Genomic DNA, 13,898 nt, shown 5'->3' with positions numbered 1-13,898 from the left:
AGAATATGAAAGTTGTACTGTATACAAAAAAAGATTGTGGCCTTTGCGTGCAGGCGAAACAAGTTTTAGAGGAAGTACAATGTGAATATTCTTTTCAAATCGAGGAAATAAATATATATGAAGATAATGACCTTTTAGAAAAATATCACCTAATGATTCCGGTGGTAGAAATAGGCGGAAAACAAGTAGAATATGGTAACATTCACAAAGGTGTCATAATAAACTATATAAAGAATGCAGTTAAGAGTTGAATAAGTTTCTATCTCCTGTTACAATAATACACGTAGCAGGGATTATTTTTTTAACCTATGTGGGGCACAAAATGTCACTACGGGACGTAAAGTGACCACGAGGAAAAATGAACCAATGTAGTGAGGAGAAAAGATATGCGCTCATGGATTCAGAACACAAAAAAATTATTACCTGATCTGCTACCTGTTATGCAAACGAGAATGCAAATTCTTCAATACATTAGGCTCATGCAGCCGATTGGAAGAAGAAACTTGTCAGCAAGTCTCGGTATGACAGAACGAGTATTGCGAAGTGAAGTTCAAGTTTTGAAAGAACAAAACTTAGTTCACGTCGCTTCTTCTGGAATGACTTTGACAGAAGAAGGAACAGCTTTAGTTCTTGCTTTGGAAGACTTTATGAAAGAAATTTCCGGGTTAAAGGTTTTAGAAAAGCAACTTAAGGAAACATTAGACTTGGATGAAGTTTTCGTTGTCCCTGGTGATAGTGATGAATCACCTTGGGTCAAACTGGAGATGGGCCGTGCTTGTGTGACTTGTATAAAAGACCGTCTGACAGCGAATAATATCGTTGCTGTGGCTGGAGGAACTACGCTAGCTGCTGCTGCGGACATGATGCAGCTTGATTGCAAAGATTTACATATGCTATTTGTCCCAGCGCGTGGTGGAATTGGAGAGGGTGTCGAATTAGAAGCCAATACCATTTGTGCCAAGATGGCACAAAATACGATGAGTAATTATCGCTTATTGTATGTTCCAGACCATGTTAGTAGCGAAGCATATGCGTCTATTGTGACAGAGCCTTCCGTGAAAGAAGTTCTTGAGTTGATTCGATCTTCCAATATCGTCATTCATGGAATAGGTGATGCGTTAACAATGGCACGTCGCAGAAATACTTCAGAAGCAGATTGGTTAAAGATTCAAGCAAGCGAAGCAGTAGGCGAAGCTTTCGGTTACTACTTTAATGAACAAGGAAATGTTGTTCATAAAGTAAGAACAGTTGGTATGCAACTTGAGGATTTACAACATGTATCTCACGTTGTTGCAGTCGCTGGAGGTTCTTCAAAGGCAAAGGCAATACAGGCTGTAATTAAACAAGGGCACACTTCAATTCTAATTACAGATGAAGGTGCAGCAAAACAGTTAACAAAGGGTATTACCCTTTAATATAATCCCCCAAGGAGGAAATTCAAATGACTAAAATTGGTATTAATGGATTTGGACGTATCGGACGTAACGTATTCCGCGCAGCTCTTAACAACTCTGAGGTAGAAGTAGTAGCAATCAACGACTTAACAGATGCTAAAACATTAGCTCACCTTTTAAAATATGACACAGTTCACGGAACTTTAAATGCAGAAGTATCTGCTAACGAAAACAGCATCGTTGTTAACGGTAAAGAAATTAAAGTTATCGCTGAGCGTGACCCAGCTCAATTACCATGGAGCGACTACGGAGTAGAAGTAGTAGTAGAATCTACTGGCCGTTTCACTAAAAAATCAGACGCTGAAAAACACTTAGGTGGATCAGTTAAGAAAGTTATCATCTCAGCTCCAGCTTCTGACGAAGATATCACTGTAGTTATGGGTGTTAACCACGAACAATATGATGCAGCTAACCACAACGTAGTATCTAACGCTTCTTGTACTACAAACTGTCTAGCTCCATTCGCTAAAGTATTAAACGAAAAATTCGGCGTAAAACGCGGAATGATGACAACAATTCACTCTTACACTAACGACCAACAAATCTTAGACTTACCACACAAAGATTTACGTCGTGCTCGTGCAGCAGCTGAAAACATGATCCCAACATCTACTGGTGCAGCTAAAGCTGTAGCATTAGTATTACCAGAACTTAAAGGTAAATTAAACGGTGGCGCTGTACGTGTTCCAACTGCTAACGTTTCTCTTGTTGACTTAGTTGTTGAACTTGACAAAGAAGTAACAGTTGAAGATGTAAACGCAGCATTCAAAGCAGCAGCTGAAGGCGAATTAAAAGGTATCCTTGGATACAGCGAAGAGCCATTAGTATCTATCGACTATAACGGATGTACAGCTTCTTCTACAATCGATGCATTATCTACAATGGTAATGGAAGGTAACATGGTTAAAGTACTTTCTTGGTACGATAACGAAACTGGTTACTCTAACCGCGTAGTAGACCTAGCAGCATACATGACTTCTAAAGGTCTTTAATTCTTAATTATATAAGTAATCAATGACAAAACGAGGGAGAGGGTTTGTTCCCTCTCTCTCTTCTTTCGTTTTAAAAGCAAATGTGTTAAGCTTTTGAGTGGGTTTTGTCAATCCTAACTAGTAGTCGGAGGGAAATCCAATGAACAAAAAATCAATTCGTGACGTAGATTTAAAAGGTAAGCGTGTATTTTGCCGCGTTGATTTCAACGTACCTATGAAAGAAGGCAAAATTACAGATGAAACTCGTATCCGTGCAGCTCTTCCTACAATTCAATATTTAGTAGAGCAAGGTGCGAAAGTTATTTTAGCAAGTCACTTAGGCCGCCCAAAAGGTCAAGCAGTAGAAGAATTACGTCTTACTCCAGTAGCAGCACGTTTAGGCGAGCTTCTTGGTAAAGATGTTAAAAAAGCAGACGAAGCATTCGGACCAGTTGCACAAGAAATGGTTGCAGCAATGAACGAAGGCGACGTATTAGTTCTTGAAAACGTACGTTTCTATGCGGGCGAAGAAAAGAACGATGCAGAACTTGCGAAAGAATTTGCAGCTCTTGCTGATATCTTCGTAAACGATGCATTCGGTGCAGCTCACCGTGCTCACGCTTCTACAGCAGGTATCGCAGACTACCTACCAGCAGTATCTGGATTATTAATGGAAAAAGAGTTAGATGTACTTGGAAAAGCACTTTCTAACCCAGAACGTCCATTCACAGCTATCATCGGTGGTGCGAAAGTAAAAGATAAAATCGGTGTAATTCGTCATCTATTAGACAAAGTAGATAACTTAATCATCGGTGGCGGACTTGCTTACACATTCGTTAAAGCTTTAGGTCATGAAATTGGTCTATCTCTATGTGAAGACGACAAGATCGAACTAGCTAAAGAATTTATGCAACTTGCAAAAGAAAAAGGCGTAAACTTCTACATGCCAGTTGATGTTGTAATCACAGAGGAATTCTCTGAAACTGCAACAACTCAAATCGTAGGTATCGACTCTATCCCTTCTACTTGGGAAGGCGTGGACATCGGTCCTAAAACACGTGAAATTTATGCAGATGTAATTAAAAATTCTAAGCTTGTTGTATGGAATGGACCAATGGGTGTATTCGAAATGACTCCATTCGCAGAAGGTACAAAAGCAGTAGGACAAGCATTAGCAGATGCAGAAGATACATACTCTGTTATCGGCGGTGGTGACTCTGCAGCAGCTGTTGAAAAATTCGGTATGGCTGATAAAATGAGCCACATTTCTACTGGCGGCGGTGCGTCATTAGAATTCATGGAAGGCAAAGAGCTTCCAGGTGTAGTTTGTCTTAACGACAAATAAGTAGCAGCCAAAGAAAAAGGACGGTGCAAAGCATGCGTAAACCAATTATCGCAGGTAACTGGAAAATGAATAAAACTCTATCTGAAGCAGTTAGCTTCGTAGAGGAAGTTAAAGGTCAAATCCCAGCAGCTTCAGCTGTTGATGCAGTAGTTTGCTCTCCAGCTCTATTTTTAGAGCGTTTAGTAGCAGCAACTGAAGGAACTGATTTACAAGTAGGTGCACAAAACATGCACTTCGAAAAAAATGGTGCATTCACTGGCGAAATTAGCCCAGTAGCACTTAGCGACTTAAAAGTAGGCTACGTAGTACTTGGCCACTCTGAGCGTCGTGAAATGTTTGCTGAAACAGATGAGTCAGTAAACAAAAAGACTCTTGCAGCATTTGAACATGGTTTAACACCAATCGTATGTTGTGGTGAGACTTTAGAAGAGCGCGAAAGCGGAAAAACATTTGATCTAGTAGCAGGTCAAGTGACAAAAGCACTTGCAGGTTTAACAGAAGAGCAAGTTAAAGCAACTGTTATCGCTTATGAGCCAATCTGGGCTATCGGTACAGGTAAATCTTCTTCTTCTGCAGATGCAAACGAAGTATGTGCGCACATCCGTAAAGTTGTTGCAGAAGCTGTTTCTACAGAAGCTGCAGAAGCTGTTCGTATTCAATACGGCGGTAGCGTAAAACCAGAAAACATTAAAGAGTATATGGCACAATCTGACATCGACGGCGCTTTAGTTGGCGGTGCTAGCTTAGAGCCTGCTTCGTTCTTAGGTCTTCTGGGGGCGGTAAAATGAGAAAGCCAACAGCTTTAATCATTCTTGATGGTTTCGGACTACGTGAAGAAACTCATGGGAATGCTGTAGCACAAGCTAAGAAACCTAATTTTGATGGTTACTGGAACAAATTCCCTCACACAACGCTTACAGCTTGTGGTGAGGAAGTAGGCCTTCCAGAAGGTCAAATGGGTAACTCTGAGGTTGGTCACTTAAATATCGGTGCTGGCCGCATTGTATATCAAAGCTTAACACGCGTAAACGTTGCAATTCGTGAAGGTGAGTTCGATCAGAACGAAACTTTCCAAAATGCAATTAAAAGCGTAAAAGAAAAAGGTACTGCTCTTCATTTATTCGGTTTACTTTCTGATGGTGGTGTGCACAGTCACATGAACCATATGTTTGCTCTTCTTCGCTTAGCAGCAAAAGAAGGCGTGGAGAAAGTTTATATCCATGCATTCTTAGACGGCCGCGATGTTGGACCACAAACAGCAAAAGGTTATATCGATGCAACAAATGAAGTAATTAAAGAAACAGGAGTAGGACAATTCGCGACTATCTCTGGTCGTTATTACTCTATGGACCGTGACAAGCGTTGGGATCGCGTAGAAAAATGTTACAGTGCTATGGTGAATGGTGAAGGCCCTACTTATAAATCAGCAGAAGAGTGTGTAGAAGACTCTTATGCGAACGGTATCTATGATGAATTCGTATTGCCGTCTATAATTGTTAACGAAGATAACACGCCAGTTGCAACAATCAATGATGATGATGCAGTTATCTTCTATAACTTCCGTCCAGACCGTGCAATTCAAATTGCTCGTGTATTTACAAACGAAGACTTCCGTGAGTTCGATCGTGGTGAAAAAGTACCTCACATTCCTGAATTCGTTTGTATGACACATTTCAGTGAAACTGTAGATGGTTACGTGGCATTCAAGCCAATGAACCTTGATAACACATTAGGTGAAGTTGTTGCGCAAGCGGGATTAAAGCAACTTCGCATCGCGGAAACTGAAAAGTATCCGCACGTTACATTCTTCTTTAGCGGTGGTCGTGAGGCTGAATTCCCAGGAGAAGAGCGTATTTTAATTAACTCACCGAAGGTTGCAACGTATGACTTGAAACCTGAAATGAGCATTTACGAAGTAACGGACGCTTTAGTAAATGAAATCGAAAATGATAAACATGATGTTATCATTCTTAACTTTGCAAACTGTGATATGGTTGGCCATTCTGGGATGATGGAACCAACAATTAAAGCAGTAGAAGCAACTGACGAATGTTTAGGAAAAGTTGTAGAAGCGATTCTTGCAAAAGATGGTGTAGCACTTATTACTGCTGACCATGGTAATGCTGATCAGGAGTTAACTGCTGATGGTGGACCAATGACAGCTCATACAACTAACCCGGTTCCTTTCATCGTTACAAAAAATGATGTAGAGCTTCGTGAAGGTGGTATTTTAGGAGATATCGCTCCAACAATGCTTACGCTTTTAAATGTGGAACAACCGAAAGAAATGACAGGTAAAACAATTATTAAATAATTTGCTTATATAAAAAGGAGAGAATTTATTATGTCAACAATTATTGATGTTTATGCTCGCGAAGTCCTTGACTCTCGTGGTAACCCAACTGTAGAAGTAGAAGTTTACACAGAAAGCGGCGCTTTCGGACGCGCTATCGTACCAAGTGGTGCATCTACTGGTGAGCACGAAGCAGTAGAATTACGTGACGGTGACAAATCTCGTTACCTTGGTAAAGGTGTTCTAAATGCAGTAAACAACGTTAACGAAGCAATCGCTCCAGAAATCGTTGGTTTCGACGTAACTGACCAAGCTGGTATCGACCGTGCTATGATCGAATTAGATGGCACTCCAAACAAAGGTAAACTAGGCGCTAACGCTATCCTTGGTGTATCTATGGCAGTAGCTCACGCAGCAGCTGACTTCGTAGGTCTTCCATTATACCGTTACCTTGGTGGATTCAATGCAAAACAATTACCAACTCCAATGATGAACATCATCAACGGTGGTTCTCACGCTGATAACAACGTAGACTTCCAAGAGTTCATGATCTTACCAGTTGGTGCTCCAACATTCAAAGAATCAATCCGTATGGGTGCTGAAGTATTCCATGCACTTAAAGCTGTATTACATGACAAAGGTCTTAACACTGCAGTAGGTGACGAAGGTGGATTCGCTCCAAACCTTGGTTCTAACCGTGAAGCATTAGAAGTAATCATCGAAGCTATCGAAAAAGCTGGTTACAAAGCTGGCGAGAACGTATTCTTAGGAATGGACGTTGCTTCTTCTGAGTTCTACAACAAAGAAACTGGTAAATATGACCTTGCAGGCGAAGGCCGTACTGGCTTAACTTCTGCAGAAATGGTTGATTTCTACGAAGAGCTTTGCAAAGACTTCCCAATCATCTCTATCGAAGATGGTTTAGACGAAAACGACTGGGATGGTCACAAATTATTAACTGAGCGTATCGGTGATAAAGTACAATTAGTTGGTGACGACTTATTCGTAACTAACACTCAAAAACTTGCTGAAGGTATCGAAAAAGGTATCTCTAACTCAATCTTAATTAAAGTTAACCAAATCGGTACTTTAACTGAGACTTTCGAAGCTATCGAAATGGCTAAACGTGCTGGTTACACAGCAGTTGTATCTCACCGTTCTGGTGAAACTGAAGATGCTACAATCGCTGACATCGCAGTTGCAACTAACGCTGGCCAAATCAAAACTGGTTCTATGAGCCGTACTGACCGTATTGCTAAGTACAACCAATTATTACGCATCGAAGACGAACTAGGCGAAATCGCTGTTTACGATGGTATCAAATCTTTCTACAACATCAAACGATAATTGTAGAAAATAACGACAGACCGTGAGAAATCACGGTCTGTTTTTTTATGTTAAAATTGCTCACCCGTCATAAGTGACATGAAATGTTTAAAGAAGCAGTTATAATCAAAATCAATTGCGATTTGATGACTCGGCCAATCAATAAATGGCTTAGATTCTCCTAAAGAACGAAATTCCCCTATGCTTGTTCCTTGTGCATAAGATTCTGTCATGACAACGATAGGTGACTTGTGATATGTAAACATAGAGTTATCAAGTAAAGCGAGTATTGGCATTGTGTCATGGAAGGGGCTCCCCTTTAAATGCGGTAAGGCGTCTTTATAATATCCGTAGTAATAATGATTGAATAACGGTTTGACGAGTGGGGCTTTTCCTTTTGCTTCAATGTATTCAGCCATTTCTGGTGTAATGATGGAATACTGAGTGACGTTTAATGGATAGATGTACATGTTAGGTGAGGATTGAAGGACTATATTAGCAGCAGTAGGATCGCCATAAAAGTTTGCTTCGGAAATAGGGGTAACATTACCAGGATGTAAAAAGGCACCGCCCATTACGTAGTAAGATTTAACTTGCTTCATGAGCTGTTTACATAAGATGAATAAAATTGCTAGGGAGGTAAGTCTGCCTAAACTAACAATGATTAATTCATCTTTATACTGTTCAATAAGAGGAATGACTTCGAAAAAATTCTCCATTTCTCCGTTAGTCACATGTCCCTTTGGAATAATTGGCCCGAGCCCTTGTTTCCCGTGTACTTCCGTAAAGAAAGCAGGAGGGGCGCCAGTAAGTGGGCGTTCTGATCCACCAAATATCTTGATATTTCTATCCTTTGCTTCGTTCTTAAGAAAATGAGCATTTTGTACGGCCATTTCTTTTGGAACATTGCCGTAATCAGCAACAATGCCGACGATTTCTATTTCATCAATAAAGAATGCTAAGAGGAGAGCCATCGTATCATCAATCCCAGGATCACAAAAAATAAGAACTTTTTTGGCATATGTTCACCACCTATCTTGTTTATCCCGTAAAAGCCTGATTGTAGGGATGAAGAAAACCACCACTAATGAAAGTTTCACTTTATATATATGTAAGCTTAAGGATAAAAAGATTATTTTATTGAAATAACAACGTTATAAATTCAGAAAATAAAAACTTTTTATATTAGGTCAAGGTTTTTGACTTAATTTCTATGCGGAAATCCAGTCATATCAAGGTTGTAAGCGTCTAACATAAGCTGTTTTTGCTGTCAAGTTGATAAATTGCAGCTTTTTACAATTTATACTATGATAAAGATATTAAGAGAAGATCGTATAAACATGAGGGATGATGAACATGAAATTTACAAAGATTCTTGTCCAAATTGCTGCTCTTTACGTCTTGTATATGGTTGGAACTTGGTTACAAGAAGTGTTAAACATTCCGATTCCAGGAAGTTTGATTGGAATGTTCCTCTTACTTGTTTTACTTAGCCTAAAAGTCCTTCCAGTGAAATGGTTCGATTTAGGAGCAGAAACACTCGTTGCTATTATGCCGTTTTTATTAATTCCGCCAACACTTGGCCTAATGAATTACGGTGCTTTTTTTATGAGTAAAGGAATTTCTCTTTTCATTACAATTGTAGCGAGTACATTTTTAATTATTATTGTCGCAGGGCATACAGGACAATATCTTGCGAATAGAAAGGAAAGAGAGTCGCGATGAGCCAAATATTAATCGGAATCGGTTGGGTTCTTTTTACGGTGCTATTATACCAATTATCTAAAAAAATCTATAAATTATTTCCAACACCATTCACCATTCCAATGCTTGTAGCAACAGGATTAATGGCTTTCTTATTTATCATGCTTGATATACCATATCAACATTATATGGAAAGCGGTGGTGGCTGGATTGCAAAACTGCTGGGACCCGGTGTTGTAGCATTTGCAATTCCTCTTTATAAGCAACGTCACGTTCTGCAAAAATATGTTGTACCGATTGCTGGTGGCGTATTAGTAGGGACAACAGTTGCAATCGCAAGTGATTTTGCCATTGCATCACTTATGGGAACAGATAAAAGCTTAATTTTATCTTCTTTACCAAAATCGGTGACAATGCCAGTTGCGATGAGTGTTTCAGAGCAAGTTGGTGGTGTACCGTCATTAACAGCAGCTTTCGTTGTTATCGCAGGTATTACTGGAACGATTACCGGCCCACTTTTATTAAAATGGAGCCGCGTTACAAACTCAGTTGGTAAAGGTATCGGATTTGGATGTGCTTCTCATATTATGGGTGTAATGAGAGCGATGAAAAATAATGAACATGAAGGTGTTATTGGATCGGTAACAATGACATTAACAGCAATTTTGACATGTTTGCTCGGGCCGTTATTTGCAATGATGTTTATGTAATAGAAGAAAAGCGAGAGCGACTCTATAGCTCTCGCTTTTCTATAGAATTTATGCTACAGTTAAAATAACTGAATCTTTGTAGGAGGTACGCCAAGTGCATACGTTATTATCTGTTTTACTTATTATTGTATCGATTTTAATGATTGTTATGGTACTTATGCAGTCTAGTAATAGCTCAGGCCTTTCAGGTGCAATTTCAGGCGGTGCAGAGCAATTATTTGGTAAGCAAAAAGCACGTGGAATTGAAGCGGTATTAAACCGTATTACAATTGTTTTAGCTGTTCTATTCTTCGTATTAACAATTGCTGTTACGTACTTAAATTTATAGAATTGAAAGAAGAAGCGTTAGTAAGATGTACTAATGGTTCTTCTTTTTTTATTTTGCCATTTGAAAGATGTTTCTAATTAGATTATAGAAATATAAATATGGTACACTAGATATAGAAAGAATACGACTAGATTACAGAAGAGAAAGAGGAGAAGTACATGATGAAATTAGCATCTCCGAAACCATTTACATTTGAGGGTGGAGACCGCGCTGTTTTATTACTACATGGTTTCACAGGAAACTCAGCTGATGTACGTATGTTAGGGCGTTTCTTAGAGAAGAAAGGCTACACTTGTCATGCGCCAATTTATAAAGGGCACGGTGTACCACCAGAAGAGCTTGTTCATACAGGTCCTGAAGATTGGTGGCAAGACGTAATGGAGGCATATCAGCTTTTAAAAGATAAAGGCTTTGAGAAAATTGCTGTTGTTGGATTATCACTTGGCGGCGTATTTTCTTTAAAATTAGGTTATACAGTACCTGTTTTAGGTGTAGTACCAATGTGTGCACCAATGTATATTAAGAGTGAAGAAACGATGTACCAAGGTATATTGGCATATGCCCGCGAATATAAAAACCGTGAGCAAAAATCACCAGAGCAAATCGAACAAGAAATGTTGGAATTCCAAAAGACACCGATGAATACATTAAAAGCATTACAACAATTAATTGCTGACGTACGTAACAATGTGGATATGATTTATGCACCTACATTTGTTGTACAAGCACGTCATGATGAAATGATTAATACAGATAGTGCTAACATTATTTATAACGGTGTAGAATCTACGTTAAAAGACATTAAATGGTATGAAGACTCTACGCATGTCATTACACTTGATAAGCAACGTGACGAGCTACATGAGGATGTATATAACTTCTTGGAGCAACTAGATTGGTAAGATCTAGTTGCCTCTTTTTTTCATAAGGAATTTTTTGTGAAAACTGTAAAAATCATTAGGGGAGTATTAAATTTTCGCTTTATACATCCCCAGTCTTTCGGATACACTAAATAATATAAGGGTTTAAAGGAGGTATTTCTGCTTGGAAGAAATCATACAAGAAAATATTGATAAGTTGTTGTTATTTATGAGAGAAGAAGCGTATAAACCGTTAACAATACAAGAGTTAGAAGAGGCATTTGGAATTGAAGGGTCTGAGGGCTTTAAAGATTTTGTAAAGGCACTTGTAATGATGGAAGAGAAGGGACTTGTTATTCGCACACGTAGTAACCGTTACGGTCTTCCTGAAAAGATGAATTTAGTACGCGGTAAATTAATTGGACATGCACGTGGCTTTGCATTCGTTGTACCAGAAGAGAAGAAAACGGGAGATGATGATCTTTTCATCCCACCTACAGAGTTAAACGGTGCACTTCATGGCGATACAGTATTAGCGCGTGTTAGCGCACAATCAAGTGGATCACGCCAAGAAGGTTCAATTGTACGTATTTTAGAGCGCGGCACGAAAGAACTAGTTGGTACATATACAGAATCGAAAAACTTTGGATTTGTTGTACCTGACAATAAGCGCTGGACGAGTGATATCTTTATCTTGAAAAGTGCATCAATGGGTGCTGTAGAAGGCCATAAAGTAGTTGTGAAAATTACGAGCTATCCAGAGAATCGTTTAAGTGCAGAAGGTGAAGTTATTCAAATTCTAGGTCATAAAAATGATCCAGGAGTAGATATTTTATCAGTTATTCATAAACATCATCTACCTTTAGCATTCCCTGAAGAAGTGATGGAGCATGCAAACAGTGTACCAGAAACGATTTCAGAAGAAGATTTAAAAGATCGCCGTGATCTGCGTGACCAAATGATCGTAACGATTGACGGTGCAGACGCGAAAGATTTAGATGACGCTGTTACAGTAACGAAGCTCGAGAACGGTAACTACAAGCTTGGCGTTCATATTGCGGATGTAAGTCATTACGTTCAAGAAGGTTCTCCAATTGATGTAGAAGCAGCGGAAAGAGCAACGAGTGTATATCTTGTTGACCGTGTAATTCCGATGATTCCGCATCGTCTATCTAACGGTATTTGTTCGTTAAACCCGAAAGTAGACCGTCTGACGTTATCTTGTGAAATGGAAATCAACAACTTAGGTGATGTTGTAAAGCATGAGATTTTCCAAAGTGTGATTAAAACGACAGAGCGTATGACGTATGCTGACGTAAGAAGCATTTTAGAAGATGAGGACGAAGAGTTAATCAAACGCTATGAGCCGCTCGTACCGATGTTTAAAGAGATGGGTCAATTGGCACAGATTTTACGTGAAAAACGTATGCGCCGCGGTGCAATCGACTTTGACTTTAAAGAAGCGAAAGTATTAGTAGATGAAGAAGGTAAACCGACAGATGTTGTCATGCGTGATCGTTCTGTATCAGAGAAGTTAATTGAAGAATTTATGCTTGTTGCGAACGAAACAGTAGCAGAGCATTTCCACTGGATGAACGTACCATTCATGTACCGTGTCCATGAAGATCCGAAAGAAGATAAGCTGGAACGTTTCTTCGAGTTTGTAACAAACTTCGGATATGCAGTAAAAGGACGTGCGAATGAAATACATCCTCGTGCGCTGCAACAAATTCTTGAAATGGTTCAAGGACAGCCTGAAGAAGTAGTTATTTCAACAGTAATGCTTCGTTCAATGAAGCAAGCGCGTTACGATGCGGATAGCTTAGGACATTTCGGTTTATCAACTGAGTTCTACACACATTTCACATCACCAATTCGTCGTTACCCAGATACAATCGTTCATAGATTAATTCGTGAATACATCATTAACGGTAAAGTCGACAATGAAACACAAGCAAAATGGCGTGAAAACTTACCTGAGATTGCAGAGCACTCTTCTAATATGGAACGCCGTGCTGTTGAAGCAGAACGTGAAACAGACGAAATGAAAAAAGCAGAGTATATGGTTGATAAGATCGGCGAAGAGTATGACGGTATGATTAGCTCTGTAACAAACTTCGGTTTATTCGTAGAGCTTCCAAATACAATTGAAGGTCTTGTACACGTTAGCTACTTAACGGATGATTACTACCGTTATGACGAGAAACATTTCGCAATGATCGGAGAACGTACAGGTAACGTATTCCGCATCGGAGACGAAATTACAATTCGCGTTATTAACGTAAACAAAGACGAGCGTGCAATCGACTTTGAAATCGTTGGCATGAAAGGTACGCCTCGTCGTAAGTTCAAAGATCGTCCAGTCGTTATCGAACAGCCAAGAACAGGCAGAAAGAAACGCGGTGGACGTAGCGAGCGCAGTGATGAGCGCGGCGGAGAACGTGGTACAGGTAGAAAATTCGACCGTGGTGGCAAAGGAAAAGGAAGAGGATCAGCTTCTGCTTCCACTTCCACTTCCACGTCCGCTAGTCAGCCAGGGAAAAAAGATGGTAACGGTAAGAAGAAAAAAGCATTCTTCGAAAATGTACCAGGATTCAAGAAGAAAAAGAAAAAGCGTAAGTAAGAAAAGGAGGGCTTCGCTTTGATGAAAAGCGGGGCTTTTTCTTTTTTATTGGTGGCTTGAGAGCGAGCCACTTTCGCTTTTTGTTGGAATCCAGCTACAGTGGCTAGAATGTTCGGCGGCTTCGCTTCTTCCCGAGAGGCAAAGAGCGCCTCAAGGTCAGAAGCTCCATCCACCTCACATTCTGAGCGAGCCACTTTTGCTTTTTAATGGAATCCAGCTACAGTGGCTAGAATGTTCGGCGGCTTCGCTTCTTCCCGAGAGGCAAAGAGCGCCTCAAGGTCAGA

At 39.8% G+C, this 13,898-nt stretch carries 13 protein-coding genes; 12 read left to right on the top strand and 1 reads right to left on the bottom strand.

The window, feature by feature from the left end:
- Positions 1-5: 5 nt before the first annotated feature.
- From JDS99_RS20655 to eno, 7 genes are all read left to right on the top strand, one after another.
- Positions 6-251, top strand: a complete 246-nt coding sequence (locus tag JDS99_RS20655; protein WP_000869731.1) for a glutaredoxin family protein — start codon at positions 6-8, stop codon at positions 249-251.
- Between the two features lie 135 nt (positions 252-386).
- Positions 387-1,415 carry a gapA transcriptional regulator CggR gene (cggR, locus tag JDS99_RS20650; protein ID WP_001258183.1) on the top strand — a complete coding sequence of 343 codons (1,029 nt, stop codon included), beginning with the start codon at positions 387-389 and terminating at the stop codon, positions 1,413-1,415.
- A 26-nt stretch (positions 1,416-1,441) separates the two neighbouring features.
- Positions 1,442-2,446 (top strand): type I glyceraldehyde-3-phosphate dehydrogenase, encoded by a 1,005-nt coding sequence (gene gap, locus JDS99_RS20645; protein ID WP_000161234.1) that lies wholly within the window; start codon positions 1,442-1,444, stop codon positions 2,444-2,446.
- A 139-nt stretch (positions 2,447-2,585) separates the two neighbouring features.
- Positions 2,586-3,770 carry a phosphoglycerate kinase gene (locus tag JDS99_RS20640; protein WP_001036333.1) on the top strand — a complete coding sequence of 395 codons (1,185 nt, stop codon included), beginning with the start codon at positions 2,586-2,588 and terminating at the stop codon, positions 3,768-3,770.
- A 32-nt stretch (positions 3,771-3,802) separates the two neighbouring features.
- Positions 3,803-4,558 carry a triose-phosphate isomerase gene (gene tpiA, locus JDS99_RS20635; RefSeq protein WP_001231043.1) on the top strand — a complete coding sequence of 252 codons (756 nt, stop codon included), beginning with the start codon at positions 3,803-3,805 and terminating at the stop codon, positions 4,556-4,558.
- The gene (gpmI, locus tag JDS99_RS20630) at positions 4,555-6,084 is read left to right on the top strand and encodes a 2,3-bisphosphoglycerate-independent phosphoglycerate mutase (protein WP_199695619.1); all 1,530 of its coding nucleotides are present in this window, start codon (positions 4,555-4,557) and stop codon (positions 6,082-6,084) included. The genes tpiA and gpmI overlap by 4 nt, the downstream gene beginning before the upstream one ends.
- Before the next feature lie 30 nt (positions 6,085-6,114).
- Positions 6,115-7,410 carry a phosphopyruvate hydratase gene (gene eno, locus JDS99_RS20625; protein WP_000103948.1) on the top strand — a complete coding sequence of 432 codons (1,296 nt, stop codon included), beginning with the start codon at positions 6,115-6,117 and terminating at the stop codon, positions 7,408-7,410.
- 50 nt (positions 7,411-7,460) lie between these two features.
- Here eno and JDS99_RS20620 read toward each other — a convergent pair whose 3' ends face one another.
- Entirely contained in the window at positions 7,461-8,363 is a 903-nt protein-coding gene (locus JDS99_RS20620) for a nucleoside hydrolase (RefSeq protein ID WP_199695618.1), read from the bottom strand.
- Positions 8,364-8,745: 382 nt separating this feature from the next.
- Here JDS99_RS20620 and JDS99_RS20615 point away from each other — a divergent pair, with 382 nt between their 5' ends.
- From JDS99_RS20615 to rnr, 5 genes are all read left to right on the top strand, one after another.
- Positions 8,746-9,114 carry a CidA/LrgA family holin-like protein gene (locus JDS99_RS20615; RefSeq protein ID WP_075309614.1) on the top strand — a complete coding sequence of 123 codons (369 nt, stop codon included), beginning with the start codon at positions 8,746-8,748 and terminating at the stop codon, positions 9,112-9,114.
- Positions 9,111-9,803: an LrgB family protein gene (locus tag JDS99_RS20610; protein WP_000078299.1), complete on the top strand. Its 693-nt coding sequence runs from the start codon at positions 9,111-9,113 to the stop codon at positions 9,801-9,803. Before JDS99_RS20615 ends, JDS99_RS20610 begins: the two co-directional genes overlap by 4 nt.
- A 94-nt stretch (positions 9,804-9,897) precedes the next feature.
- The gene (gene secG, locus JDS99_RS20605; RefSeq protein WP_000557263.1) at positions 9,898-10,131 is read left to right on the top strand and encodes a preprotein translocase subunit SecG; all 234 of its coding nucleotides are present in this window, start codon (positions 9,898-9,900) and stop codon (positions 10,129-10,131) included.
- Positions 10,132-10,292: 161 nt separating this feature from the next.
- Entirely contained in the window at positions 10,293-11,033 is a 741-nt protein-coding gene (estA, locus tag JDS99_RS20600) for a carboxylesterase (protein ID WP_000761972.1), read from the top strand.
- A gap of 142 nt (positions 11,034-11,175) precedes the next feature.
- Entirely contained in the window at positions 11,176-13,614 is a 2,439-nt protein-coding gene (rnr, locus tag JDS99_RS20595) for a ribonuclease R (protein WP_088608590.1), read from the top strand.
- Positions 13,615-13,898: the final 284 nt, after the last annotated feature.

The sequence above is a fragment of the Bacillus cereus group sp. N6 genome (assembly GCF_016483705.1).
Taxonomy (GTDB): Bacteria; Bacillota; Bacilli; order Bacillales; family Bacillaceae_G; genus Bacillus_A; species Bacillus_A wiedmannii.
Note: the sequence above shows the minus strand (reverse complement) of the source record. Positions and strands in the feature narration are given on the sequence as shown.